We start from the raw sequence: 26,454 nt of genomic DNA on the forward strand, positions 1-26,454 counted from the left end.
GACGCCGCGCAGCCGCACGGCGTCCTGTTCGTCGCCGTCACGCCTCGACGCGGCCGTACTGATCGTCGAAGCGCACGATGTCGTCCTCGCCCAGATAGCAGCCCGACTGCACCTCGATGATCTCGAGCGCCGTCTTGCCCGGATTATCGAGCCGGTGCGTCATGCCGAGCGGGATATAGGTCGATTCGTTCTCGGAGAGCAGCAGCACTTCGTCGCCGCGCGTGACGCGCGCGGTCCCACGCACCACGGTCCAGTGCTCGGCGCGATGGTGATGCATCTGCAGCGACAGGCGCCCGCCCGGCTTCACGACGATGCGCTTGACCTGAAAGCGCTCGCCCTGATCGATCGAGTCGTACCAGCCCCACGGGCGCTCCACGCGCCGGTGCTGGCGCGTCACCTCGCTGTGCTGCGCCTTCAGCCTGCTGACCACGGCCTTGACGTCCTGCACGCGCTCCTTCGCGGCGACGAGCACGGCGTCCGCCGTCTCGACCACCACCACGCCCTGCACGCCCACGCAGGCGACGAGCCGGCCGTCCGAATGCGCGAAGGTGTCCGTCGCGTGCTCGAACAGCACGGGCCCGCGCGCGACGTTGCCGTTCTCGTCCTTCTTCGAAACCTGCCACAAGGCGTCCCACGCGCCGACGTCGGACCAGCCCGAGCGCAGCGGCACGACCACGCCCGCGAGCCGCGCGTTGACCCCGACCGATTCCATCACCGCATAGTCGATCGAATCGGACGGACAGGCGGCGAGCGCATCGCGGTTCAGATGCACGGTGCCGTCGGTGTCGACGGCGGCCGCTTCGAACGCCGCCGCGCATTGCGCCGCGATGAGCGGCCGGCTGTGCGCGATCGCCGCGAGCCAGACCGATGCGCGCACAACGAAAATCCCGCTGTTCCAGAGGTAATCGCCCGATGCGACATAGCCTGCTGCACGCTCCGCATCGGGCTTCTCGACGAAATGCTCGATGCTGCGCGCCCCGCTGCTGCCGAGCGGCAAGCCGGCGCCGATATAGCCGTACCCCGTTTCGGCGCGCTGCGGCGGCACGCCGAGCGTGACGATGGCGCCACGCGCCGCATGCGTCACGGCCTCTTCGAGCGCGGCGGCGAACGCGCCGCCATCGGCGATCAGGTGGTCGGCGGGCATTGCGACGAGCACGGGATCGGCGTCGCCGCGCACGGCGAGCGCCGCGGCCGTGAGCGCGGGCGCCGTGTTGCGCGAGAGCGGCTCCAGCACGAAGCGGGCGGCCATGCCGCTGCGTCCGAGGCGGTCAGCGGTCAGATGGCGCAGATCCTCGCTGCTGACGACGAGCGGCGCCGCCTTGCGCACCGCCTTGTGTAGCGCTTTGCCCGCTTCGGGCAGCGCCGCGCCGGCCGCATGCCGGAACACGCCGTCGAGGCGCCGCACGGTCGCCTCGAGCAGCGACTCGCCATCGAGCAGATCGATCAACTGCTTGGGACAGTGTTCGCGCGAAAGCGGCCAGAGCCGCGTGCCGGAACCGCCCGCGAGCACGATGGGCTGAACGATGAGTTCGGCTTCGCTTTCGTTGGCCACGGCCATCAGGCCGGCGGGTGTCATGTCGTGGTTCATGCAAGTCGCTCCCCGCGGAAAACGCGCGTGCTCTCGTTATCGGTCGCGCATGGGGGAACATTTGAGCAAGACGGGGCGCCCGAATCTGTACGCGCACCCACATTGATCGCACGCGACGCATGCCGTTTCCGATCGGGCCGCGAGGCCCGGCCGCCGTTGTGTGCGGCAGCGCACGAAGCGTCGCGCGGGCCTCGCGTCGCCATGTTTCACATCCGAACGTTTTTGCGAAGCCGGCGGCGGACCCGCAACGGCACTGAATCAAAACCGCGCCGCTTCGAAGGCGCGCGCGCAACGCACCCGGGACGCCAGCCCGGCGATGTTTCAGCGAGGACTCATTTCGGAATACCCGCGCGCACGGCCTGAATAGTCAAATGAATCAACGTGTTGCCGACGTCAAATTTCAGCGGCTTCACAAGCGCGGCCACGGGGATGCTGTACAAAACTGAAACAATAATACGGCACTGCGTCCCAGCCGAAATGGCCCGCGCCGCGCACAGCCGCGAGCGTTCTCGCTTTCGCTCTTCCTGGCACAAGCCCTGCTAAGGAGAGTGCGCCACCCAGGCGTGGATACCGACAGTCGAAAACGCCAATGGGGGCGATGGGGCCGGCACGACGAACACAGAGCCGCACGGGCAACGGCGATAACAACAAGTTCGTCGACCGGAATCAGAAAAAAACAGGAGGCGGCACACGCTGCTTCGCACGAGGACCGATCATGTTGACCCTTCAATCCGATCTGCACGGCAACCATCTGCTGGGCGCACTGCCGTCGCACGAATGGCAAGCCATGGCGCCGCATCTCGAGCTCGTTCATCTGCGCACCGAACAACTGCTTTGCGATTGCGGCCAGCGCATTCATCACGTGTATTTCCCGACGACGGCCATCATCTCGATGCTCTCGACAATGGAAGACGGCAGCTCGGTGGAAATCGCAGCCGTGGGCCGCGAGGGCATGACCGGCGTGCCCGTGCTGACCGGTGGCGAAACGATGCCCAACCGCGTGCAGGTGCAATGCTCGGGCTTCGCCTACCGCATGAGCGCGCAGGCGCTCAGGCAGCAGTTCGCGCGCTCCGACCTGCTGCGCCGCCTCATGCTGCTGTACATGCACGCGTTGCTCACGCAGGTTGCGCAGACGGCCGCGTGCAACCGCCACCACTCGCTGAGCAAGCAGTTGTGCCGATGGCTGCTGATCGAAGTGGACCGCGTCGAGTCGAACGATCTGAGCGTGACGCAGCAGTTGATCGCCGACATGCTCGGCGTGCGCCGCGAAGGCATTACCGAAGCCGCCGGCAAGCTGCACGACGAAGGGCTGATCCATCACAGCCGCGGCAAGATTCGCGTGCTCGATCGCCAGCGCCTCGAAGCGCGCGCGTGCGAATGCTACGGTCTCGTGCGCCGCGAATTCGACCGCCTGCTGCCGCGCCTGCGCGAAGCGGAAACCGTCGAATAAGCCGGCATGCGGGCCGGTTCGGCCGGGCGCTTCGGGCGCTGCCCGAAGCGTGCGTTGTCCGGCGCGCCGGCCCGCTTGCGTCGATAGAGGACGCGAACGAGACCGCCACGGGCCGCGGTCGCATCGGGCTTCAGCGGACCTCGGCGCGATGAGCGATCGCGCGCAGGACGTGAGATGCCGCCGCGAAGCCGAAGCTCGCCGTCACGCACACGCTCGAACCGAAACCCGCGCAGTTGAGCCCCACTGGCCCATGGTGCCCCGGCGACGTGGTGACGTGCTCGGCCTCGGCGTCGATATCGCACACGGCCGCTTCCGGGTAAATGAGCGGCTCGTCCGAATAGACGGCGCTCACCTTGAATTTCGCCTTCGGCCCGCGCGGAAAGCCATGCAGCTTGCGCAACTGGCTGCGCACCCTGGAAAGCAGCGGGTCCTGGATCGTGAGCGCGAGATCGTCGATGCGAATGCGCGTGGGATCGAGCTGGCCGCCCGCGCCGCCCACCGTGACGAGCGGCACGCGATGCTCGACGCACCAGGCGATCAGCGCGGTCTTGGTGCGCACGCTGTCGATGGCGTCGATCACGTAATCGAAGCCGCCGCCCAGCAGCGCGTCGAAGTTCGACGGCTCCACGAAATCCTCGACGAGGCGCACCTCGCAGGCAGGATCGATGAGCTTGATGCGCTCGGCCATGGCCTCGACCTTCGGCTTGCCGTAGTTGCCGTCGAGCGCATGGATCTGGCGGTTGGTGTTGCTCTCGGCCACGTTGTCGAGGTCGATGAGCGTGAGCTTGCCGATCGCGCTGCGCGCGAGCGCCTCGGCGACCCACGAACCGACGCCGCCGATGCCGATCACGGCAACGTGGGCGCGCTCGAACGCATCGAGCGCGGGTGCGCCATAAAGCCGCGCGATTCCGCCGAAACGGCGCGCCCGGTCGGCAACATCGGCGGCGGGGCTCGCGGTAAGATCGACGGAGCCGGCGGCAGGGGAAATCGGGGTACTGGACATGACGGTAGGCAATCGTAAGCGGACCGGTTTCGCTGCTGTCACGGTCCTCGCAAGACCCGTATTTTGCCTGATCGCGCAGGACGAAGCCGGGTGCCGCGCCGCGTCTCCCGCGCTTGGCCGCTTGATCGCGGCCTGATCGCCGCCCGATCGCCGCCTCTTCGATATACTTGTCCGCACTGAAGCGTCTGCCTAAAAGATGACAACCCTCGCCGATCTCCGCAAGAACTACTCGCTTGGCTCGCTCGACGTCGCCGACGTCGATCCCGATCCGATCCGCCAGTTCCAGACCTGGTTTGCCCAGGCGCTCGACGCAAAGCTGCCCGAGCCCAACGCCATGACGGTGGCGACCGTCGACGCGCAAGGGCGGCCCGCCGCGCGCATCCTGCTCATCAAGGGCGTTGACGAGCGCGGCTTCGTGTTCTTCACGAACTACGAGAGCCGCAAGGGCCGCGAACTGGCCGCCAATCCGCACGCGGCGCTGCTCTTTTACTGGATCGAGCTCGAGCGCCAGGTGCGCATCGAAGGCAAGGTCGAACTCACGAGCGCCGAGGAAAGCGACGCGTATTTCAACTCGCGCCCGCTCGGCTCGCGCATCGGCGCGTGGGTGTCGGAGCAGAGCGCCGTGATCGCGAACCGCGAGACGCTCGAAGCGCGCGAGCGCGAAGTCGCCGCGCAATATGGCGATGCGCCGCCGCGGCCGCCGCACTGGGGCGGCTACCGCGTCGTGCCGGACGCCATCGAGTTCTGGCAGGGCCGGCCGTCACGGCTGCATGACCGCGTCCGCTACGTGCGCAGCGGTGCGGCGTGGCGCATCGAGCGGCTCGCCCCCTGAGCGCATGCGCGCTTCGCGGGCGTCGCCCCCGATGCCCGCGCGAAGCGCGCTTTCCGTTTCACCGCGCTTGCCTGCACTTCCCTGCTGTATCCGCCTCGCCTGCTTCGTCTGCATCATCCGCGTCACCCCGTTTTTGCCGCGCCGCTTCGCGCCGGCATCACGCATCGCAATTCGCTTTGTCGTTGGGCAGTCATCGTTCATCTGACACGGAGAGAAAAGCATGTTCTGGGAGAAGAAACTCGCACAGTGGGCAGAAGAAGTGCGCTCCAGGGCCAACCTGCCCGCCCGCCTCGTACTATGGAGCGGGCAGCAATACGATTTCGGCCATTTCGCCGCGCCGCGGATCACGCTGAAGGTCAATAGCGCGTCGGCGCTGCCGCTCCTGCTGGAGCCGAGCCTCGACAACCTCGGCGAAGCCTATGTGAAAGGCAAGATCGACATCGAGGGCAAGCTCGCCGACATCATCAACATCAGCTACTCGCTCGCGCGCAATACCGTGACGAGCGCTAGCAAGCTTGCACGCGTGCGCCGCTATTTCACGCATTCGAAGTCCACGGACAAGCAGGCCGTCCAGTATCACTACGACGTCTCGAACGAGTTCTACAAGCTCTGGCTCGACGAGAACATGGTCTATTCGTGCGCGTACTTCGAAAACGGCGACGAAGACCTCGCCACGGCGCAGCTCAAGAAAATCGACCACATCCTCACGAAAATCCAGTTGAAGGAAGGCCAGACGCTGCTCGACATCGGCTGCGGCTGGGGCGCGCTCGTGCTGCGCGCGGCGCAGAAGTTCGGCGCGCGCTGCGTGGGCGTGACGCTCTCGCAGAACCAGTTCGATCTCGCCACCGCGCGCGTGAAAGCCGCGGGCCTCGAAGATCGCATCGAGATCCGCCTGCAGGACTATCGCGACGTGCGGGGCCAGTTCGACCGCATCACGAGCGTGGGCATGTTCGAGCACGTCGGGCGCAAGAATCTGCCGCTGTACTTCCGCAAGGTGCACGATCTGCTCGCCGACGACGGCGTCGCCCTGAACCACGGCATCACCTCGTCGGACGCCGATTCGGGCGAAACCGCGCTCGGCGGCGGCGAGTTCATCGACCGCTACGTCTTCCCCGACGGCGAACTGCCGCACATCGGCCTCGCGCTCGAAGCGGCGCAGCGCGGCGGCCTGGAAGCGGTTGACGTGGAGAGCCTGCGCCGTCACTATGCGCACACGCTCGATATCTGGGCGGAGAATTTCGAGGCGCGCGCCGAGGAAGCGAAAAAGCTCGTCGCCGACGAGAAGTTCCGTATCTGGCGCGTGTATCTGGCGGGTTGCGCGTACGCGTTCGAGCACGACGACGTGTCGATCTTCCAGATCGTCTGCCGCAAGGCCGGCCGCAGCGCGAAAACGCTGCCGTGGTCGCGCCGGTACATGTACGAGAAGCCGCTCTGACGCAGGCGGCGGTGCGGAGTTCGCCGCGCCGCCAGCGAATCGGCTGCCACCCGCAGTCGCGCGTGCGCTTGCCTGTCATGCGAGCGGCTTCGCCCCACGACCGCCATCACGACGCAACTGCATGAACGAACGCGACGACGGCCACGACCTGTTTGGCGGCATCCCGGGCGCTCCGTCCGGCGACGCCCCCGGCGCAGCGCCGTACGATCCCGCCCGCGACGCGGCGCACCAGGCAACGCGCCGCCACGCGCCGAAGACCGAAGCCCGTGGCGAACCGCAGCCCGACCTGTTCGGCTTCACGGCGCCCGCGCCGAAGCCCGCAGCAAAACGTCCCGCGCGCGCGACAGACAATGAAGACGCCGGAATCGAACCGCACGCGAAGGGCGCAGAGCGGCAGTCCGGCGACCGCGCGACGCACGCAAAGCCCTCGAAACCCGCCGCCGCCGCCGACAAGCCCAAGCGCCGCGGCCGCGGCGTGCTGCCCGCCGTGGCGACGCAGGACACGCTCGACCTTGCCGCCGCGCTGCCTGCGGGCGTGCGTCTCGGCACCTCGTCGTGGTCGTTTCCGGGTTGGCGCGGCATCGTCTACGGCGACGACTACAACCAGTCGAAGCTCGCCCGCGACGGCCTCTCTGCCTATGGCGCGCATCCGCTGCTGCGCTCGGTGAGCATCGACCGGTCGTTCTACGCGCCGCTCACCGTCACCGACTACCTGCGTTACGCGCAGCAGGTGCCCGACCACTTCCGCTTCATCGTCAAGGCGCCGGCGCTCGTCACCGACGCCAGCGTGCGCGGCGATCGCGGCGAGCCCGTTTCGGCGAACCCGTGCTTTCTCAATGCCGAGCTTGCGGCGCGCGAGTTCGTCGAGCCTTGCCTCGCCGGTCTCGGCACGAAAGCGGGCGCGCTGGTGTTCCAGTTTCCGCCGCTGCCCGATGCGCTTCTGGCCGATCCGGCGGCTTTCGTCGAGCGGCTTTCCGCGTTTCTCGCCGCGCTGCCGCCGCTGCCCGCGCCCGCCCACGACGGCGACGGCCCCTGCTACGCCGTGGAAATCCGCGACGCCATCCTCCTCACGCCGCGCTTCGTGCGCATGCTGCGCGCCGCGGGCGTGCGCTACTGCGTGGGCCTGCACGCGCGCATGCCGGACCCGCTGCGCCAGGCCGCGGCGCTCGCGCTCATGGACGGCGAAACGCCGGCCGGCCCGTTGATCGTGCGCTGGAGCCTGCATAGCGGCTTCAAGTACGAGCAGGCGAAGGCGCGCTACGAGCCGTTCGACAAGCTCGTGGACGAAGACCCGCACACGCGCATCACGCTCGCGGAACTGGCCGCGCGCTATGCGATAGCGGGCCAGCCCGTGCTGATTACGACGAACAACAAGGCGGAGGGGTCGGCGCCGCTCACCTGCGCGAAGCTCGCACGGGCGATTGCGGACGAGATGGAACGGCTACGCGGGGAAACGGCGGCGGAAGAAACGTCCCCCGCGCGGGCCGCGGCGCATGAACACGCGCCCGGCGCGCGGCAAGAAGCACAAAAAGACCGCTGATGCGCGAAGCGGCAACCGCGCCGCCCGTGGCGCTTATTCCGCCTTGAGCCGGTGCGCAAACTTCTGCCGGAACTTCGCGACCTTCGGCGCAACCACGAACGAGCAGTAGCCCTGGTTCGGATGCTGCGCGAAGTAGTTCTGGTGATACGCCTCGGCGGGAAAATAGTTGCCGTCGAGCGGCAGCACCTCGGTGACGATCTTGCCGTCGTACACGCCCTCGGCGGCCAGTTCGCGAATCGCCTGTTCCGCCGTCTCGCGCTGCGCCGCGGAGTGCGTAAAGATCACCGAACGATACTGCGTGCCGACGTCGTTGCCCTGGCGGTTCAGCTGGGTGGGATCGTGAATCGCGAAGAAGATGTCGAGAATCTCGCGGTAGCTGATCCTGGCGGGATCGAACTGCACGTTCACGACCTCGGCGTGGCCCGTGTCGCCGTCGCAGACCTGCTCGTAGCCCGGGTTCGCAACGTGGCCGCCCGCGTAGCCCGACTCCACCGCCTCCACGCCGTCCACGCGCAGATACACCGCCTCCAGGCACCAGAAGCATCCGCCGCCGAGAGTGGCCGTTTCGACTGTCTGACTCATGCTGTTCGCTCCTTTGATCGTGACCGCGAAGTGACCACGAAATGACTGCGCGGCGGCCGGCGCGACCCGCCATCCGCCGCTTCCGCTAAAATTGTGACAATTCGCCGATTTTCCACATGACGTTGATCCCGACCCCTGCTCCCGCCGCCCGCGCGCGCCTGGCCTGTGAGGGCGTGCGCCGATGACCCGCCGCGCCAGCCCGCCCAATTTCGACGCCGCCGCATTCCGCCGCGCGCTCGGCCAGTTCGCCACCGGCGTGACCGTGATCACAACGCGCGCGCCCGACGGCCAGCTCATCGGCATCACGGCCAGTTCGTTCAACTCGGTCTCGCTCAGTCCGCCGCTCGTGCTGTGGAGCCTTGCCACGCGCTCGGCGTCGATGCCCGTATTCCGCTCGAACAGCCATTATGTGATCAATGTGCTCGCCGCGTCGCAGCTCGACCTGTGCAAGCGCTTCGCCACCGTGAAGGGCGACCGCTTCGAGGGCGTCTCGCACGCGGCCGGCGACACCGGCATGCCCGTGCTGAACGGCGCGATCGCATGGTTCGAGTGCCACAACCGCAGCCGCTACGACGAAGGCGACCACGTCATTTTCGTCGGCGAAGTGGAGCGCTGCGGCGTGCGCGAGGACGGCGAGAACGCTTCGCCGCTCGTCTTCCACGGCGGCGCGTTCCACCAGCTCCAGTCGCTCTGATACCGTCGCTCGAAAGTTTCTTACGCGGTGAAACGCCGCCTTTCGCGCGCCCCTACGCCTGCGTGCTTTTCGGCTCGCGCTGCGCGATCAGGTCCACGGGCAGGCCCGCCTCCACCTTGAGCGTCGTGAGCACGATGTTCGAGCGGATGTCCATCACGCCCGGCGCCTTGTACAGCTTGTTGAGCACGAAGTCCGAGTAGTGCTTGAGGTTGTGCGCGAGCACGCGCAGCAGGTAGTGCGTCTCGCCCGTCACCACATACGCCCCCACCACTTCCGGCCAGTCGCGCAGCGCCGTCACGAAGCGCTCGTGCCAGCTCTCCTGGTCGTTGCGCATCGACACCTGCACGAACGCCTCCATCTCGAAACCGAGAATCTCCCGGTTCAGGCTGGCGCGGTATCGCTCCACCACGCCCTGCTCCTCGAGCAGCCGCAAACGGCGCAGGCACGCCGATGGCGAGAGCGAAATGCGCTCCGCCAGATCGAGATTGCTGATCCGTCCCTCGTTCTGCAGCACGGCGAGAATACGGCAATCGGTAGCATCAAGCGAGATTGCGTTCATATTTGGTCTCCATTCCCGTTTTGTAACAAATTATGTGCCAACAACCGAAGTTTGCGGCGTTTTTTTGCAAGCACATTTCGCGCGGGGTTGCCTATCATTCGAAGCAACAGGAGACAACGCAGAAACGACGCGCTTTTGACATGAGACCAATCTGGGACATTTCACCGCCGATCCATCCCGAAACGCCCGTCTGGCCGGGCGATACGCCCGTTGGCGTCGAGCGCGTCTGGCGCATGGAGGCCGGCTCGCCGGTCAACGTCGCGCGTGTGACACTTTCGCCACACACGGGCGCGCACACCGACGCCCCGCTGCACTACGACGCCGAAGGCGCGCCGATCGGCGCGGTGCCGCTCGACGCGTATATCGGCGCGTGCCGCGTGATTCATTGCATGGGCGCCGCGCCGCTCGTGCTGCCAAGGCATGTGGAAAGCGCGTTGCAAGGCATCCCGCCGCGCGTGCTGCTGCGCACCTATGCTCACGCGCCGCAGGACCGCTGGGACAGCGCGTTTTGCGCCGTCGCGCCGCAAACCGTCGACCTGCTCGCCGCGCACGGCGTGCGGCTCGTCGGCATCGACACGCCCTCGCTCGACCCGCAGGAATCGAAGACGATGGACGCGCATTGCCGCATCCGCGCGCATCGCATGGCGATACTCGAAGGCGTCGTGCTCGACGCAATCGCGCCAGGCGACTACGAACTGATCGCACTGCCGCTGAAGTTCGCGACGCTCGACGCAAGCCCCGTGCGCGCCGTCCTGCGCGCGCTGCCGTCCGCAGCCGCAGCCGGCTGAAACATCCGTTCCCGCTTGATCCGCTTGATCCGCTTGTCCGCCTGAATCCGCCCAGCAACGAAACCACGCATATGAACAACCGCAACGAAGCCCTGGCAGCCGATCGCGCCGATCCGCTCGCCGCCCTGCGCGAGCAATTCACGCTCGCGGCAGAAACCATCTATCTCGACGGCAACTCGCTCGGCGTGCCGCCCGCGGCCTCGGCCGCGCGCGCACAGGCCGTGATCGGCGCCGAATGGGGCGAAGGCCTCATCCGCAGCTGGAACAGCTCGGGCTGGTTCGCCATGCCGCGGCGCCTCGGCAACAAGCTCGCGAAGCTGATCGGCGCGGCCGACGACGAAGTCGTCGTCACCGACACCATCTCGATCAACCTGTTCAAGGCGCTCTCCGCCGCGCTGCGCGTGCAGAACGCGCGCGATCCGAAGCGCCGCGTGATCGTCTCCGAGCGCTCGAACTTCCCGAGCGACCTGTATATCGCGCAAGGGCTCATCGAGCAGCTCGACCGCGGCTACGAGCTGCGCCTCGTCGATGACCCTTCCGGGCTTCGTGCGGCGATCCGCGAGGACGTGGCCGTCGCGATGATCACGCACGTGAACTACCGCAGCGGCGAGATGCACGACATGCGCGCGCTCACCGCGCACATTCACGCGCAGGGCGCGCTCGCGCTGTGGGATCTCGCGCATTCCGCGGGCGCCGTGCCGGTCGACCTGAACGGCGCGAACGCCGACTACGCCGTGGGCTGCACCTACAAGTACCTGAACGGCGGTCCGGGCTCGCCCGGTTTCGTCTGGGTTCCGAAACGCCACCAGAATGCGTTCTCGCAGCCGCTTTCGGGCTGGTGGGGCCACAAGAAGCCATTCGAGATGAACCCCGAATACCGCCCCGACGACGGCATCGGCCGTTTTCTCTGCGGCACCCAGCCTGTCATTTCGATGGCGCTCGTCGAGTGCGGTCTCGACGTGTTCCTGCAAACCGACATGCAGGCCATCCGCCGCAAGTCGCTCGCGCTGACCGACCTCTTCATCGAGCTCGTCGAAACACGCTGCAAGGAATACGGTCTCACGCTCGTCACGCCGCGCGAGCACGCGCAGCGCGGCTCGCATGTGAGCTTCGAGCATCCGCACGGCTACGAGGTGATGCAGGCGCTGATCGCGCGAGGCGTGATCGGCGACTATCGCGAACCGCGCGTGCTGCGCTTCGGCTTCACGCCGCTGTATCTGCGCTACGTCGACGTATGGGATGCCGTGGAGACGCTGCGCGACGTGCTCGCCACCGGGTCCTGGCGCAAGCCCGAATTCGCCGAACGCGGCGCGGTAACCTGAGGAGCGGCAGATGAACGATCACATGCAGGTCCCGGGTATGCCCGACGCGGGCGAAACCGCCGGCCCGGCGCGCGGCGGATGCCCGTTCGGCCACGGCGCGGCGTCCGCCGAACAGGCGCAGGCGGTATCGTCCAAAGGCGAAGGCTGGCACGACGCGCAGCTCGACTTCTCGAAGTCGATGAGCTACGGCGACTACCTCGCGCTCGATTCCGTGCTCAACGCACAGCATCCGCTCTCGCCCGATCACAACGAAATGCTGTTCATCGTGCAGCATCAAACGAGCGAGCTGTGGATGAAGCTCGCGCTCTACGAGCTGCGCGCGGCGCTCGCCAACGTGCACCGCGACGCGCTGCCGGCCGCGTTCAAGCAGCTCGCGCGCGTCTCGCGCATCATGGAGCAGCTCGTGCAGGCGTGGAACGTGCTCTCGACGCTCACGCCTTCCGAGTACACGGCGATGCGGCCGTATCTGGGCGCGTCCTCGGGTTTCCAGTCGTATCAGTACCGGCAGATCGAGTTCCTGCTCGGCAACAAGAACGAGCAGATGCTCAAGCCGCACGAGCACCGGCCCGAGATTTTCGGGCAAGTGAAGGCGACGCTGGAGGCGCCCTCGTTCTACGACGAAGTGATTCGCCTGCTCGCGCGGCGCGGCTTCGCGATCGCGCCCGAGCGCCTCGCGCGCGACTGGACGCAGCCCACCGCCCACGATGCGAGCGTCGAGGCGGCGTGGCTCGAGGTATATCGCAATCCTTCGGAGCACTGGGATCTGTACGAGATGGCCGAAGAGCTCGTCGATCTCGAAGACGCGTTCCGCCAATGGCGCTTCCGCCACGTGACGACGGTCGAGCGGATCATCGGCTTCAAGCAGGGTACGGGCGGCACGAACGGCGCGCCTTATCTGCGCAAGATGCTCGATGTCGTGCTGTTCCCGGAGCTTTGGCACGTGCGGACGGTGCTGTAACGCAAGCGCGCAACAGTGCTCACATCCTGAAGCGCACGCGCCCCCAAACCGTCCGTCCTGGCTCCATCAGCGGCGTGCCGCCCGGATAGCCGAACCCGGCATTGCCCGCGAGATTCAGATGCTCGCTATAGGCCTTGTCGAACAGGTTGTCGATGCCGAGCGAGAGCTGCGTATGCTTGTCGACGTCGTATTGCGCATGGACCGAAACCACAGCGAACCCGGCGCTCGGCCCGAAGTCCTGGCCCACCACATTGCCTTCGTGCAGCGCGTACCGGCGCTGGGGCGCAACGAGACGCCACAACCCGCCCGCCGACCAGCCACGCCACGCATAGTCGGCGCTCAGGCGCACATCGAGCGGCGGAATCTGCGGCAGAGGCTGACCGGTGTCCACGTTGCGCCCCCACGCATACGCCGCCGAAACACCGAGCTTCCAGCCCGGCCGCGGCCGCCACGTCGCGCCGAGTTCCCCGCCCATGATCTGCGCGTTGACATTGGTGGCCTGCGAGGCATTCGCGTTCGCTCCGCTTCCATAGGTGAAGAGAATGAAGTCGTCGACATAGCCCGCATACGCCGAGAGCCACGCATCCACTGAGCCGCCGCGGTAATGTGCGCCGATATCGAGTTGCGTCGTCTTCTCGGGCTCGACGCCGGTGAACGCGTTCGTCGCGCCCGCCGGCCCGCGCGTCGGCGAAAAGAGTTCCCAATAGTCGGGAAAGCGTTCGACATGACCAAGCCCCGCATACCACGTCAGCGGCAACGCACGCAGCGTCTGCTCGTAGCGCACGAAACCGCCCGGCAGCACGCGGGCGCGCGTGTCGTCGTGGGTCGGGTTCGGCATCGGCATCAGTCCCATCGAGCCGCTCATGCTCGCGCGTTCGTCGGTTGCGGCCGCGCGATCGATACGCGCCCCCGCAACCACGCGTTGTCGATCGGTGGCGTCCCAGGTCAGCTCGCTGAAGAGGCCATAGTCGCTCAAGGTCGCGGACGCCGACCACGGCAACGACGACGGGCTCTGCAGCCCCATGGCCGAACGCGAGTCGAGCCCATTCGATTGGGCGTCCATGCCCACCACCCATTGCAGCCGGTCGCCCGGTTCGAAGGTGGCCGCCACGCGCCCTCCCACCGTGCGGCGTCGCACGTCGGAGGCCATCGGCATGCTCCCCGTAGCCGGCGTGCGCAATGTGTAGTTATCCATACGATGATCGGCTTCGTTGTAAAACACCTGGGCTTCGATGCGTTTGAAGACTTCGCCGATGTTCTTCTTCTCGAAGCGCAAGCCCACGCTGTCGCGCCTGAAACGCACGCCATCCATGCCGCGGCCTGCGTAGCGCGCATCGCCGTTGCCGGTGCCGGCGGTGAGTTCGAGCTTCGTGTCGGCATCGGGTATCGCGCCGAGCGCGACGTCCGCGTTCCACTTGCCCCACGCCGACGGCACGCGCTTGCCATTGCCGTCGGTGTAGTCCTGGGCGTGCGACTTGTTCGCGTTCACGCGCGCATAGACGTCGGGCGTTCCGGCAGCGAGTTCGAGATTCTCGTCGTTGCGTCCGTTCGACCCGCCCATCACGCTCGCGTCCACGCGCGCGCCCGTCGTGTCGAAGCGGGGCGTGTCGCGCTCGAACAGCACCGTGCCCGCCGAAGCGCCCGGACCGTAGAGCACCGTCTGTGGCCCCTTGATGACGGTCACCTTGTCGTAGCTCTCCGGCGCCACATAGGAGGTGGGGGCGTCCATGCGGGCTGGGCACGCGCCCTGGGTCGGCGCGCCGTTCGCGAGCAGGTTGACGCGCGAGCCGAACATCCCCCGCAGGACGGGATCGCCGTTGGTGCCGCCGCTGCGGATCGCCGTGAAGCCTGGGACCGTTTTCAGGTAATCGGCGCCATCGCTCGCGGGCATGGGTTGGCGCGGCGTCTTCGGGTCCGTGACCGAGACCAGGGAGTTCGCGAGCGGGCTCGCGACGACTTCCACGGTCGGCAGCATGACGCTGGCGGCAGCGGTGGCACTGGTGGTATCGGCGGCGTCGCCGCCGGCGGGTTCGGCCGCGCGAGCCGCAATGGAAGTGCAGATGGCTGCGCCCGACGCGAGCGCGAACAGCGCCGCCTGAGCGATGCGCGAAGGAAACGGAAAACGGGAAGCGACGGCGGCGCGCACCCGCGCCGCACGCAAGAAAGCGATGTAAATAAGCATCTGACGAACCCAATAGCGCCCCTCCGCGCGGCGCGAGGCGTTCGAGCGGAGAAGCTTTGACGATCAGCTGAAAAAAGGAGGCGCGATCAGGCGTCGAGAGGGGGTGCGCGCGATGGGTGGCGCAGGTAGCGCACGCGCCGCACGCGATCGGGCAGTGGCTGCGGTGCGTGCAGATCCGGGCCGAACGGTCCTGCGGCCACGGCAGGCGGCGTGGAGCCGAGCGCCGGCAGATGCGCAAGCAACCCGCAATAGCCGCACGCATCGAGATGCGCGGCAAGACGGCTCGCGAACGCATCGGCATGCCCGTTGCCGGGCGCAAGCGCCGCGTCGTGTCCGGCGGCGCTGCACAGGGCTTCGGCGGACAGCGAGGTCTGCGCGGCCCGCTCGGCCAGTTGCGACCCGAGCGGCGCGAACACGGCCAGCAGGATCGCGAGGATTCCCAGCCAGGCAGTGAGACGGTTCGAGCGACGGGACATCAGATGACGAACGGATTCCGGGTGCAGCGGCAGGTGGAAAGACGAGATGGACGCTCAGTGGCTCGCACGAGCGCGGCCATTCTGGCGCGCCCGAAAACGAAACGAAACCGTATGGGTTTGTAATATTGATGCAAGTCAACTGCCCATCGCCCCAGACGATTTGCATCCCTGCATCCCGGGCGCCGCGAGCGCGTCGCGATCTACCGGGTCGCGCGAGACTCCGATTCGTCCTTTCGAGACCCGCGCGGCGTGTTGCTTGATGACGGCGGCAATTAGAGCCGCTAATACGACGAGTCCTCGACGAAGCGGGAGCAGACGATGGCGGTGGCCAGGGAGGGCCACGCGATATGCCGGGTTCTTGTGGGGGTCTCCCCCTTGAAGCGGGCGGGCAGCATGCAAGCTGCCGCCCGATGTCGCGCGGTCGTCAACCGTGCGGACGACCGCCTTTCGGGCTACCCCTTAAACCACCACGGTCTGCGCTTCGCCTTCCTTGCTCTCGCGCACCACGCCGATCTTCCATACCTGCTCGCCCGCCGCCGCCAGCAGCGACGCAGCCGCGTCCGCCTGATCGGCCGCCACGACCACGGCCATGCCGATCCCGCAGTTGAACACGCGGTGCATTTCCGCATCGGCCACGCCGCCGTGCTTCTGCAGCCACGAGAAGAGCGGCGGCAGCGGCCATGCCGCGTGGTTCAGCTCGGCCGTCAGGCCTTCGCGCAGCACGCGCGGAATGTTCTCGACAAGGCCGCCGCCCGTGATGTGCGCCATGCCCTTCACCGTGATCTGCTCCATGAGCTTCAGGAGCGGCTTCACGTAGATGCGCGTGGGCGCCATCAGCGCGTCGGCCAGCGAGCGGCCGTCGAAGTCGGCGGCGAGATCGGGCTGCGCGCGCTCGATGATCTTGCGCACGAGCGAGAAGCCGTTCGAGTGGATGCCGCTCGACGCGAGGCCCAGCACCACGTCGCCCGGGGCGATCGTGCTGCCGTCGATGATCTTGCTCTTCTCGACCGCGCCCACCGCGAAGCCGGCCAGGTCGTATTCGCCGTCGGGGTACATGCCCGGCATTTCGGCCGTCTCGCCGCCGATCAGCGCGCAGCCGGCCAGTTCGCAGCCCTGCGCGATGCCCTTCACGACGGTGGCCGCCGTGTCGACGTCGAGCTTGCCGCAGGCGAAATAGTCGAGGAAGAACAGCGGCTCGGCGCCTTGCACGAGAATGTCGTTCACGCTCATCGCGACGAGATCCTGGCCGACCGTGTCGTGTTTGTTCAGATGAAACGCGAGGCGCAGCTTGGTGCCCACGCCGTCCGTGCCCGACACGAGCACCGGCTCCTTGTACTTCTTCGGCACTTCGAACAGTGCGCCGAATCCGCCGATGCCGCCCATCACGCCGTCGCGCAGGGTCTTCTTCGCAAAGGGCTTGATGCGATCGACGAGCGCGTCGCCCGCGTCGATGTCCACGCCTGCGTCGCGGTAGGAGAGGCCTTGGTCCTGATTAGCGGGGCCGGATTTCGGTTGATTCATGGGGAAGCGCCAGAAGGTCGGTAAAATGCGATTTTAACCGATTGACGGCGCCCCGCCGCCGCGCCCGGAGCGAGATTTGGCACGCGCACGCCTCCGCCCCCCAACCGGAAACCGAGTTTTGTCGCAGAACACACCCGTTGTCATGCCGTACCCGCGCCGGGCTCCCATGTGGGCCGCGAACGCGCTCGCCCCCGGCGTCGGGCGGCGGCTGCGGCCCGGTGATGCCCGCCGTGATCTCGCGGGCGCGCGCTACCAGAACTGATTCCGTCCTGATACACCGTGCAGCGACAGCTAACGCTCGATCTCGGCACCCCGCCGCCATCGACTTTCGACAACTTCCATATCGGCGCCAATGCCGAGCTGGTCGCACGCCTGCGCGGTCTGGACGCGGCGCTCATGGCGGGCCCGATCGCCGATCGCACGTTCTATGTCTGGGGGGAGCCCGGCAACGGGCGCAGCCATCTGCTGCAGGCGCTGGCCCATGAAGCACCGCCGGGCCATGTGCGGTATCTGGGGCCGCAAAGCGCACTGGCCGCATTCACGTTCGATCCGCGCGTGACGATCTACGCGATCGACGACTGCGATTCGCTCTCGGGCGCGCAGCAAATCGCGCTCTTCAACCTCTTCAACGAGGTGCGCGCCTACCCCGGCTGCGCGCTCGTGGCGACGGGCAACGCGCCGCCCATGGGCCTCGCCGTGCGCGAGGACCTGCGCACGCGCCTCGGCTGGGGCCTCGTGTTCCATCTCGCGCCGCTTTCCGACGAAGGCAAGGCCGCCATCCTCAAGCTCGCGGCGCGCGAGCGCGGCATTGCGCTCGCCGACGACGTGCCGGCCTATCTGCTCACGCATTTCCGCCGCGACATGCCGAGCCTCATGGGCCTGCTCGACGCGCTCGACCGCTTCTCGCTCGAGCAAAAGCGCGCGGTGACGCTGCCGCTGCTGCGCACGATGCTTGCAAACGGCGTGGGCGATCTGGTGAGCGCAGCGAGCACGATGGCCGCGGACGACGGGCGATCCGGCGAAGAACCAGCGGCAACGGACCATGCGGGCGAACCGGCCACGCGAGGCGGCCCAGCCGAAGATCAGGGCGGCGGCAACGCAGCGCAAACGCAGCCCGTCGAGCGCGACGATCCGCCCGCGCCTGCCGCCGGCGCGCCCGAAGGCCCTGCCGCCGGGTCGGACGCCGCCCAACCTTACGAGGCGCCGAAAGCGCCCGCCTTGCAGGCGCGCACGGGGGTGTCCGCGCCGTTCTCCAAACCGACCGACAATGTCGAAGGAGAATTGGGTGCCAAATACCGGCACGTCGTCCACAAGGAACTGGGCGCCGAGCTCAAAGGCGAAGTGGAAGCCGACGTGAGCAACGAAATGACCGGCGAGCTGCGCGGCGACCTCGATCCGCCGGCCGGCCCCGCGGTGTCTGACGCAAGCGCCGGCGAGGCGTCGTCCGAACACGCGGCCGCAATGCCAGGCGCGCCCTGTCGCCCGAAGGACCAGGACGCACCGGACACCCCGTCGCAGCCACCCAATCCCCCCGAATCGCCGGCCGCGAGCGCGCCGGATGCGCCGGCATCCCCCACGGACCCCGCCGCGCCGACGCCGCCAGCCGGCAACGGCAACGGCAACGGCATCACCCGCTTCAAGTAAAATGAGCGCCCATGGCTAACCTTGCACTTTTTGATCTCGATCACACGCTGATCCCCACCGATAGCGACCACGAATGGGGCCGCTTCATGGTGAAGCTCGGCATCGTGGACGCCGAGCGCTTCGCCGAGCAGAACGACCGCTTCTACGCCGACTACAAGGCCGGCAAACTCGACATCCACGCGTACCTCGTCGCCATGCTCACGCCGCTCGCGAAATATTCGCGCGCGCAGCTCAAGGTCTGGCACGACCAGTACATGCACGAGGTCATCAAGCCGACCATCCTGCCGTCCGCCGTGGAGCTCGTGAAAAAGCACAAGGAAGCGGGCGACCTCTGCTGCGTGGTCACGGCCACCAACGAGTTCATCACGGCGCCCATCGCCGAAGTGTTCGGCGTGGACAAGCTGATCGCCTGCGAAGTCGAAACCGTGGACGGCCATCCGGCCTCGGCCTTCACCGGCCGCCCGACGGGCACGCCGAGCTACCGCGAAGGCAAGATCGTGCGCGTCGAGCAATGGCTCGCCTCGCTCGGCAAGCACTGGTCGGACTTCGAGCACAGCTACTTCTACAGCGACTCGCACAACGACATTCCGCTGCTCGAAAAAGTCACCGACCCGATCGCCACCAACCCCGACGACACCCTGCGCGCTCGCGCGCAACAAGCGGGCTGGCGCATTCTCAATTTGTTCCAAGCCCAGTGATCAAGAAATTCATCCGCAAGCTGTTCGGCCAGAATGACGCCGCAGCGGCGCAAGACACCGAAACCCCGGCAGCCGGACACGCGAGCCGCCCGAACCACGATCCGGCCTCGCCCGAAGGCGCCGCCGCCGTCGCCGGCAGCGCCCGCGCACGCCGCAAACCGGCCGGCGCGCCAAAAACGTCCAGGCCGCGTGCGGCCAGGGGCGCGCCCGATCCGGTCACACCCGTCATCCTGTCCGCCGACGTCCACGGCATTGATCCCGCGCTCATCTCGCGCAACGCCGTGCGCGTGACCGAAGGCCTGCAACAGGCAGGCTTTCGCGCGTTCATCGTGGGCGGCGCGGTGCGCGATCTGCTGCTCGGCATCGCGCCCAAGGACTTCGACGTCGCCACCGACGCCACGCCCGACCAGGTGCAGAAGCTGTTCCGCCGCGCGCGCATCATCGGCCGGCGCTTCCAGATCGTGCACGTGCAGTTCGGCCAGGAAATCATCGAGGTTTCGACGTTCCGCGCGCTGATGGACGCCCCGCCCGCCGACACCGACACCGACACCGGCGCCGAAGCGCCGCCGCCAGCGCCTGCGAGGCGCATGCGCCGCGACGAGCTCGACCGCAAGACGCACGCCGTCGATGCGAGCGGCCGCGTGCTGCGCGACAACGTCTGGGGCGAGCAGCACGAAGACGCCACGCGCCGCGACTTCACGATCAACGCGATGTACTACGACCCGGCCACGCAGACCGTGCTCGACTATCACAACGGGATGGCCGACATGCGCGCGCGCCTGTTGCGCATGATCGGCGACCCGGCCACGCGCTACCGCGAAGACCCGGTGCGCATGATGCGCGTGGTGCGCTTCGCGGCGAAGCTCGACTTCGAGATCGAGGAGCACACGCGCGAGCCGATCCAGAAGCTCGCCGATCTCATCAACAACGTGCCCGCCGCGCGTCTCTTTGACGAAATGCTCAAGCTGCTGCTCTCGGGCCACGCGCTCGAGTGCCTGAAGTGGCTGCGCAAGGAAGGGCTGCATCACGGTCTGCTGCCGCTGCTCGACGTGATCCTCGAGCAGCCGCACGGCGAGCGCTTCATCTCGCTCGCGCTCTCGAACACCGACGCGCGAGTGCGCGCGGGCAAGCCGGTGTCGCCGGGCTTCCTGTTCGCCACGCTGCTGTGGCACGACGTGCAGCAGCGCTGGCAGCAGTACACGGCCGAGGGCGAATTCCCGGTGCCGGCGCAGCATCGCGCGATGGACGACGTGATCGACGCGCAAACGGAGAAGCTCGCGATCCATCGCCGCTACTCGTCGGACATGCGCGAGATCTGGGGCCTGCAACTGCGCCTCGAAAAACGCGGCCGCGGCGCGATCAAGCTGCTGGAACACCAAAGATTTAGAGCAGCGTATGATTTCCTCCTGCTGCGCTGCGAGTCGGGCGAGCTCGACGCCGAAGTCGGCCAGTGGTGGACGGACTTCATCGAAGGCGACGGCGCCGAGCGCGAGACCCTGCTCTCGCAGGGCGGCAAGGAGCGCTCGCCGCGCAAGCGCCGCCGTCGCGGCGGCGCGAAGAGCCGCAAAACGGGTGAAGGCGCGGCCGCGCCGGAGGACGGCGCAGATGGGGACACGCACGAAGCGAGCCGTGCAGACCGTGGCGGCCAAGCCGGTCCGCACGAGGACTGACGCCGTGTGCGCCGCGGAAAGCCGCGGCGCACACGTGTCGAACCGCAACGAAAGTCGCAGGAAGTGAAGCCATGACGGTTGCCTGGCTGGGAATCGGCGCGAATCTGGGGGATGCGCGCCAGACCCTCAAAGACGCGGTGGTGTGCCTTGCACAGCAGCACACGCTCACCGTGGTCGCGAAATCGAGTCTGTACCGCACCGCGCCCATCGACGCGGGCGGCGACGACTACTACAACTGCGTCGTGAAACTCGAGACCGGTCTCGACGTCCACGCGCTGCTCGGCCTGTGCCAGCGCGTCGAGCATCACTTCGGCCGGGAGCGTCCCTTTTGCAACGCGCCTCGCACGCTCGACATCGACATCCTGCTCTACGGCGACGCCATCATCGAGGAACCCGAGCTCGTCGTGCCGCATCCGCGCATGAGGGTCCGCGCGTTCGCGCTCGTACCGCTCGTCGAAATCGATCCCGAACTCGTGATTCCGGGCCACGGCCCCGCCAGCGCGTTCCTCGCCGCCGTGGCCGACCAGCGCATCGAGAAGGTCAAGCCGTTGTGCCAATGCCTCGGCATCGCGCCCGCGCCGGATATGCCTGACTCGGGCAACTGCCGATGAGCGCGACACCGCTGCCCGTCGTCAGCGCGCGCGCCACGCGGCCCGCGCTGCAGTACATCGTGATCGAAGGGCCGATCGGCGCGGGCAAGTCCGCGCTCGCCACGCGTCTCGCCGAACGCTGGTCGATGCAGACGCTGTTCGAATCGAACGCCGACAATCCGTTTCTGGAGCGCGTCTATCGCGATGCCGCGCCTTCCCCGCATGCGCTCGCGGCGCAGTTGCACATCGCGCTGCAGCGCGAGCAGCTTTCGCGCGAAGTGGCCGCGCGCCGCGCGGCCGGCGTCCCGCTCGTGACCAACTTCCTTGCCGAGCGCAACGATCTGTTCGCGCGCCTCACGCTCGCCGAAGACGAATTGCCGCTCTACCGCGCGCTCGCCTCGCGCCTCGTCGCCAGCGCCCCGGCGCCCGACCTCGTCGTCTATCTGCAGGCGAGCCCCGAGGCGCTCTACGCGCGCATCCGGAAGCGCGCGGTGCCGCGCGAGCTGCACATCTCGGACGCGTTCCTGCGAACGCTCTGCGACAGCTACAACGATTTTTTTTATCATTACGACCGCGCGCCGGTGCTGACCGTCGGCGCGGAGCATCTGGACCTGCCCGATTCCGACGCGGACCTTGCGCTCGTCGCCGAACGTATCGAGACGATGCGCGGCCGCAAAGAGTCCTTCGTCAAAGGCACGTCGCTCTAGTCGTCGCACCGGCGCGGCAAGGCGGCGCGGCCCCTCCCGTTTTTCCTTCTCCCAACGGATTCCCCCATGGCTTACCTGCAGGAAACGAACCGCAGCGCGGTCACCGTGCCCAAACTCCAGGCGATGCGCGACGCTGGCGAACGCATCGCGATGCTGACCTGCTACGACGCGAGCTTCTCGGCGCTGTGCGACCGCGCGGGCGTCGATACGGTGCTGATCGGCGACTCGCTCGGCAACGTGCTCCAGGGCCACACGACGACGCTGCCGGTGACCATCGACGATATCGCCTACCACACGGCATGCGTCGCGCGCGCGCAGACCCGGGCCCTGATCGTCGCCGATTTGCCGTTCGGCACGTTCGGCACGCCAGAAGACGCCTTCGCAAACTCGGTGAAGCTCATGCGCGCCGGCGCGCAGATGGTGAAGATCGAAGGCGGCGAATGGCTCGCGCCGACGGTGAAGCGGCTCGTGGAGCGCGCCGTGCCCGTGTGCGCGCATATCGGCCTCACGCCGCAGTCGGTGCATGCGTTCGGCGGCTTCAAGGTGCAGGGCAAGAGCGACGCGGCCGCCACGCAGCTCGTTCGCGACGCGCTCGCGCTTCAGGACGCGGGCGCGCAGCTCATCGTGATCGAGGCCGTGCCCGCGGCGCTCGGCACGGAAGTCACGAAGCAGTTGCGCATTCCGACCATCGGCATCGGCGCGGGCGTGGACTGCTCGGGCCAGGTGCTCGTGCTGCACGACATGCTCGGCATTTTCCCCGGCAAGCGGCCGCGTTTCGTGAAGGACTTCATGGCAGGCCAGCCCGACATCGAATCGGCCGTGCGCGCATATGTGCAGGCCGTGAAGGAAGGCACGTTCCCGGGACCCGAGCACGTGTTCTGAGCCGGCGACCCGATCGGCGGCTGGACCCGTAATCCGCAGAACGAACGAAGCGCTCCCGTGGGAGCGCGCTTTTTTTTGCCGGGCCTTCCAGGCAATGCGTTGATGCGTTACGGCTGCGTCATCGAACGAGGCGTGCCGGGACCGCGCCGCGCAGGGCATTGGTGACGAGCAAGGCTTCGGCGGCAAGCGCGTCGGCGCGCGTGAGCACGCGCTCCTTCGCACCGAACGATGCGTCGTCGAGCAGCACGCCGCGCATCACGCCCGGCAGCACGCCCGACGCGAGCGGCGGCGTCCACCACGCACCGTCGATCTTCACGAACACGTTCGAGCGGCCGCCTTCGGTCAGCTCGCCGCGCTCGTTGAAGAACAGCATGTCGAAGGCGCCCAGCGCTTCGGCCTCGCGCCAGGCGCGATCGAATTCGGCGCGGCGCGTGGTCTTGCATAGCAGCAGCGCGTCGGCGGACGCGACAGGCGGCAAGCCGCGATCCGCTGCGAGCAGCACGTTCACCGTGTCGTGCGCGAGCGGCGCAAGCGGCGCGCTGCCGAGCGTTGCCGCACCGCTCTTGCCGAGCGCAAGGCGCAGCCGGTGTGGCGCGTCGTCGTCCGCGAACGCGGCGCAGGTTTCGTCGATGCGCGCACGCAATGCCGCTACGTCGCATGGGAAACCGAGCCACGCCGCGCTCGCCGCGAGCCGCGCGAGATGGCGTTCGACGTGGCGCACGCCTTGCGCGCGCGTTGCATACATGGTTTCGAAGCATTCGATGCCCGGATCGGCGTCGGTCAGAAAACGGGCCTTCAGTCGGCACTCCTCGTATTCGTCGGCGGCCACGCTGTCGAGCACGATGCCCGCGCCCACTCCCATCTCGCCACGGCGCGCGGAGCCGGCGGCAGACGCTTCGAGAGTGAGCGTGCGGATCACGACCGAAAGGCAGAAGTCGCCGCAAGCGTCACCATGCTCCGGGGCGTCGAGCCAGCCGATCGTCCCCGTGTAAAGCCCGCGCGGCGCATGTTCGAGCGTTTCGATCAGCTCCATCGTCCGATGCTTGGGCGCGCCCGTGATCGAGCCGCACGGAAAGAGCGCGCGCATGGCGTCGGCGAACGTCGTGCCGTCGCGCAGCGTCGCCTCGACGGTCGACGTCATCTGCCAGACCGACGCGTACGGTTCCACGCTGAAGAGCGCCGGCACGCGCACCGAGCCCGTCTGCGCCACGCGCGAGAGGTCGTTGCGCAGCAGGTCGACGATCATCACGTTCTCGGCGCGGTTCTTGGGATCGTTCGCGAGAAAATGCGCGGCGGCCGCGTCCTCGTCGGCGTTCGCCGCGCGCGCGGCCGTGCCCTTCATGGGTTTCGCGCGCAACGTTCGCCCGTGCTTCTCGACGAACAGTTCCGGCGAGCACGACAGCACCCAGCGGTCGTGGGGCAACGCAATCAGCGCGCCGTAACGCACGCGCTGACGCTCGCGCAGACGGCGGTAAAGCGCAAGCGGCGAGCCGAACGCCTCGAAGCCGAGCCGGTACGTATAGTTGATCTGATACGACTCGCCCGCGCGCAATGCGTCCTGCACGGCAGCGATGTCGCGCTCGAAGCGCTCGCGATCGACACCGATCGTCACGCCCGCCACGCCCGCTGGCGCCGGCGCCGGCGCTGCATAGTCCGCTTCACGGCCCGGTTCATTGCCCGCTTCGCAGCCCTCCTGCGCGGCGAGCCATGCATCGGCTTCTGCGCGCGAGAGCTTTTCGCAGCGTTCGAACAATAAAAAACGCAGCGCGGCGTGGCCGTGCTGCGTCTGGATGGACGAGGGCGTGTCGTGCTTCGCGAATTCGAGCACGCGTCCGAACTCGTAGTCGCCGATCACGAGTGACTCGCGGCCCGCGCGCAGTTCGGCGTTTACTTGCGCGCACACCGCGTCGAGGTCCGCCGCGCGCCCGCATGCGATCTCGCGCACGAACCCCGTATAAAGGCGGCTCGAACGGCTGGCCGCCGTCGAGTCGCCGTCGTCGAGCAGCGCGAAGACCACGCCGCCAGGATTGACTGCCATTGCGTTGACTGCCTGTTACTGCATGGTGACGCCCCAAACGCGCATCAGTCGAAGAAGCTCTTCACGCGGTCGAACCAGCTCTTGCTCTGCGGGCTGTGGCGCGAACCGCCTTCCACGAGCGACTTCTCGAACTGCTGGAGCAGTTCGCGCTGCTGATCGGTGAGCTTGACCGGCGTTTCCACCTGCACGTGCACATACAGATCGCCGGCGATGCTCGAACGCAGGCCCTTGATACCCTTGCCGCGCAGGCGGAACGTCTTGCCCGACTGCGTGCCCTCGGGCACGGTGAAGGTCGCGCGGCCCGCGAGCGTCGGCACTTCGATCTCGCCGCCGAGCGCCGCCGTGGTGAACGGAATCGGCATCTGGCAGTGGAGGTCGTCGCCATCGCGCTCGAACACCGCGTGCTGCTTGATGTGGATCTCGACGTAGAGATCGCCCGACGGTCCGCCGTTGATGCCCGGCTCGCCGTTGCCTGCCGACCGGATGCGCATGCCGTCGTCGATGCCGGCCGGAATCTTCACTTCGAGCGTCTTGGTTTCCTTCACCTTGCCCGCGCCGTGGCAGTTCGTGCAGGGCTCGGGAATCCAGGACCCCGTGCCGTGGCACTTCGGGCAGGTCTGCTGGATGCTGAAGAAGCCCTGCGACATGCGCACCGAACCGGAGCCATGGCAGGTCGGGCAGGTTTCGGGCTTGGTGCCGGGCTTCGCGCCCGAGCCGTGACAGACCTCGCAGCTGCTCCAGCCCGGCACGCGAATCTGCGTCTCGTAGCCGTGCGCCGCCTGTTCCAGCGTGATTTCCATGCTGTAGCGCAGATCGGCTCCGCGATACACCTGCGGGCCGCTGCGCGCACCGGCGCGGCCGCCCGCTGCCTGGCCGAAGATGTCGCCGAAGATGTCGCCGAAAGCATCCGCGAAACCGCCGAAGCCCTGCGCGCCGGCGCCGCCCATGTTGGGGTCGACGCCGGCGTGGCCGTACTGGTCGTAAGCCGCGCGCTTTTGCGAGTCCGACAGCATCTCGTAGGCCTCTTTGACCTCCTTGAAATGCTCTTCCGCATCCTTGTTGTCCGGATTGCGGTCGGGGTGGTACTTCATCGCCAGCTTGCGATACGCCTTCTTGATTTCGTCGTCGCTCGCGTTCTTCGCGACGCCCAGAACCTCGTAGTAATCCCGTTTCGCCATATCGGTTCAACGCCGGCTAGCGCCTCGCGGCGCGCGCCGGCTCCTCTTGAATGCTGGATCTCGTGACCCGTTTGCCGTTCCTTCGAACATCCGCACGGGCGTTGTCACGCCGCGTCG

The 26,454-nt window shown here is 67.5% G+C and carries 22 protein-coding genes and 1 pseudogene; 14 read left to right on the plus strand and 9 right to left on the minus strand.

Annotation, left to right across the window (positions count from 1 at the left end; translation table 11 throughout):
• Positions 1 to 37 precede the first annotated feature (37 nt).
• Positions 38 to 1,588, minus strand: a complete 1,551-nt coding sequence (locus BLU17_RS00390; RefSeq protein ID WP_091993004.1) for a mannose-1-phosphate guanylyltransferase/mannose-6-phosphate isomerase — start codon at positions 1,586 to 1,588, stop codon at positions 38 to 40.
• 715 nt (positions 1,589 to 2,303) lie between these two features.
• Between BLU17_RS00390 and BLU17_RS00395 the strand changes: the two genes are divergently transcribed.
• Entirely contained in the window at positions 2,304 to 3,038 is a 735-nt protein-coding gene (locus BLU17_RS00395) for a Crp/Fnr family transcriptional regulator (RefSeq protein ID WP_091993005.1), read from the plus strand.
• 130 nt (positions 3,039 to 3,168) lie between these two features.
• On the opposite strand, the gene tcdA is transcribed toward BLU17_RS00395, so the two are convergent.
• Complete coding sequence (gene tcdA / locus BLU17_RS00400; RefSeq protein ID WP_091993007.1) at positions 3,169 to 4,041, minus strand: tRNA cyclic N6-threonylcarbamoyladenosine(37) synthase TcdA; 873 nt, start codon at positions 4,039 to 4,041, stop codon at positions 3,169 to 3,171.
• A 196-nt stretch (positions 4,042 to 4,237) separates the two neighbouring features.
• Here tcdA and pdxH point away from each other — a divergent pair, with 196 nt between their 5' ends.
• From pdxH to BLU17_RS00415, 3 genes are all read left to right on the plus strand, one after another.
• Positions 4,238 to 4,873 carry a pyridoxamine 5'-phosphate oxidase gene (gene pdxH / locus BLU17_RS00405; protein ID WP_091993009.1) on the plus strand — a complete coding sequence of 212 codons (636 nt, stop codon included), beginning with the start codon at positions 4,238 to 4,240 and terminating at the stop codon, positions 4,871 to 4,873.
• A gap of 220 nt (positions 4,874 to 5,093) precedes the next feature.
• Positions 5,094 to 6,308 (plus strand): SAM-dependent methyltransferase, encoded by a 1,215-nt coding sequence (locus BLU17_RS00410; RefSeq protein ID WP_091993011.1) that lies wholly within the window; start codon positions 5,094 to 5,096, stop codon positions 6,306 to 6,308.
• Between the two features lie 121 nt (positions 6,309 to 6,429).
• Entirely contained in the window at positions 6,430 to 7,848 is a 1,419-nt protein-coding gene (locus BLU17_RS00415) for a DUF72 domain-containing protein (RefSeq protein ID WP_091993013.1), read from the plus strand.
• Positions 7,849 to 7,881: 33 nt separating this feature from the next.
• On the opposite strand, the gene msrA is transcribed toward BLU17_RS00415, so the two are convergent.
• Positions 7,882 to 8,430, minus strand: coding sequence for a peptide-methionine (S)-S-oxide reductase MsrA (gene msrA, locus BLU17_RS00420; protein WP_091993015.1), 549 nt, complete (start codon positions 8,428 to 8,430; stop codon positions 7,882 to 7,884).
• Positions 8,431 to 8,611: 181 nt separating this feature from the next.
• On the opposite strand from msrA, the gene BLU17_RS00425 reads away from it, so the two are divergent.
• On the plus strand, positions 8,612 to 9,124 hold the full coding sequence (locus BLU17_RS00425) for a flavin reductase family protein (protein WP_091993017.1): 513 nt from the start codon (positions 8,612 to 8,614) through the stop codon (positions 9,122 to 9,124).
• A 52-nt stretch (positions 9,125 to 9,176) separates the two neighbouring features.
• On the opposite strand, the gene BLU17_RS00430 is transcribed toward BLU17_RS00425, so the two are convergent.
• Complete coding sequence (locus tag BLU17_RS00430) at positions 9,177 to 9,683, minus strand: Lrp/AsnC family transcriptional regulator (RefSeq protein WP_091993020.1); 507 nt, start codon at positions 9,681 to 9,683, stop codon at positions 9,177 to 9,179.
• Positions 9,684 to 9,823: 140 nt separating this feature from the next.
• On the opposite strand from BLU17_RS00430, the gene kynB reads away from it, so the two are divergent.
• The 3 genes from kynB to kynA all read left to right on the plus strand — a co-directional run bounded on the left by kynB (position 9,824) and on the right by kynA (position 12,751).
• Positions 9,824 to 10,471: an arylformamidase gene (kynB, locus tag BLU17_RS00435; protein WP_091993022.1), complete on the plus strand. Its 648-nt coding sequence runs from the start codon at positions 9,824 to 9,826 to the stop codon at positions 10,469 to 10,471.
• Positions 10,472 to 10,542: 71 nt separating this feature from the next.
• The gene (gene kynU / locus BLU17_RS00440; protein ID WP_091993024.1) at positions 10,543 to 11,793 is read left to right on the plus strand and encodes a kynureninase; all 1,251 of its coding nucleotides are present in this window, start codon (positions 10,543 to 10,545) and stop codon (positions 11,791 to 11,793) included.
• A 10-nt stretch (positions 11,794 to 11,803) separates the two neighbouring features.
• Positions 11,804 to 12,751: a tryptophan 2,3-dioxygenase gene (kynA, locus tag BLU17_RS00445; protein WP_091993026.1), complete on the plus strand. Its 948-nt coding sequence runs from the start codon at positions 11,804 to 11,806 to the stop codon at positions 12,749 to 12,751.
• A gap of 19 nt (positions 12,752 to 12,770) precedes the next feature.
• On the opposite strand, the gene BLU17_RS00450 is transcribed toward kynA, so the two are convergent.
• From BLU17_RS00450 to purM, 3 genes are all read right to left on the minus strand, one after another.
• The gene (locus BLU17_RS00450) at positions 12,771 to 14,933 is read right to left on the minus strand and encodes a TonB-dependent copper receptor (protein ID WP_091993028.1); all 2,163 of its coding nucleotides are present in this window, start codon (positions 14,931 to 14,933) and stop codon (positions 12,771 to 12,773) included.
• Positions 14,934 to 15,019: 86 nt separating this feature from the next.
• Positions 15,020 to 15,409: a DUF2946 domain-containing protein gene (locus tag BLU17_RS00455; RefSeq protein ID WP_091993030.1), complete on the minus strand. Its 390-nt coding sequence runs from the start codon at positions 15,407 to 15,409 to the stop codon at positions 15,020 to 15,022.
• A 459-nt stretch (positions 15,410 to 15,868) separates the two neighbouring features.
• Positions 15,869 to 16,930: a phosphoribosylformylglycinamidine cyclo-ligase gene (gene purM, locus BLU17_RS00460; RefSeq protein WP_091993033.1), complete on the minus strand. Its 1,062-nt coding sequence runs from the start codon at positions 16,928 to 16,930 to the stop codon at positions 15,869 to 15,871.
• A 279-nt stretch (positions 16,931 to 17,209) separates the two neighbouring features.
• Between purM and hda the strand changes: the two are divergent.
• The 6 genes and pseudogenes from hda to panB form a co-directional block, all read left to right on the plus strand.
• Positions 17,210 to 17,887 (plus strand): annotated as a pseudogene (hda, locus tag BLU17_RS00465) (DnaA regulatory inactivator Hda); the annotation flags it as partial.
• 698 nt (positions 17,888 to 18,585) lie between these two features.
• Positions 18,586 to 19,272 carry a histidinol-phosphatase gene (locus BLU17_RS00470; protein WP_091993035.1) on the plus strand — a complete coding sequence of 229 codons (687 nt, stop codon included), beginning with the start codon at positions 18,586 to 18,588 and terminating at the stop codon, positions 19,270 to 19,272.
• On the plus strand, positions 19,269 to 20,942 hold the full coding sequence (pcnB, locus tag BLU17_RS00475) for a polynucleotide adenylyltransferase PcnB (RefSeq protein ID WP_091993037.1): 1,674 nt from the start codon (positions 19,269 to 19,271) through the stop codon (positions 20,940 to 20,942). Before BLU17_RS00470 ends, pcnB begins: the two co-directional genes overlap by 4 nt.
• A gap of 71 nt (positions 20,943 to 21,013) precedes the next feature.
• Positions 21,014 to 21,553 carry a 2-amino-4-hydroxy-6-hydroxymethyldihydropteridine diphosphokinase gene (gene folK / locus BLU17_RS00480; protein ID WP_091993039.1) on the plus strand — a complete coding sequence of 180 codons (540 nt, stop codon included), beginning with the start codon at positions 21,014 to 21,016 and terminating at the stop codon, positions 21,551 to 21,553.
• Positions 21,550 to 22,239, plus strand: coding sequence for a deoxynucleoside kinase (locus BLU17_RS00485; protein WP_091993040.1), 690 nt, complete (start codon positions 21,550 to 21,552; stop codon positions 22,237 to 22,239). The genes folK and BLU17_RS00485 overlap by 4 nt, the downstream gene beginning before the upstream one ends.
• Positions 22,240 to 22,305: 66 nt before the next feature.
• Positions 22,306 to 23,121, plus strand: coding sequence for a 3-methyl-2-oxobutanoate hydroxymethyltransferase (gene panB, locus BLU17_RS00490; RefSeq protein WP_091993041.1), 816 nt, complete (start codon positions 22,306 to 22,308; stop codon positions 23,119 to 23,121).
• A gap of 118 nt (positions 23,122 to 23,239) precedes the next feature.
• On the opposite strand, the gene pabB is transcribed toward panB, so the two are convergent.
• Positions 23,240 to 25,159 carry an aminodeoxychorismate synthase component I gene (gene pabB / locus BLU17_RS00495; RefSeq protein ID WP_091993043.1) on the minus strand — a complete coding sequence of 640 codons (1,920 nt, stop codon included), beginning with the start codon at positions 25,157 to 25,159 and terminating at the stop codon, positions 23,240 to 23,242.
• Positions 25,160 to 25,203: 44 nt separating this feature from the next.
• Entirely contained in the window at positions 25,204 to 26,337 is a 1,134-nt protein-coding gene (dnaJ, locus tag BLU17_RS00500) for a molecular chaperone DnaJ (protein ID WP_091993045.1), read from the minus strand.
• Positions 26,338 to 26,454 lie beyond the last annotated feature (117 nt).

The sequence above is a fragment of the Paraburkholderia lycopersici genome (assembly GCF_900096975.1).
Lineage (GTDB): Bacteria > Pseudomonadota > Gammaproteobacteria > Burkholderiales > Burkholderiaceae > Paraburkholderia > Paraburkholderia lycopersici.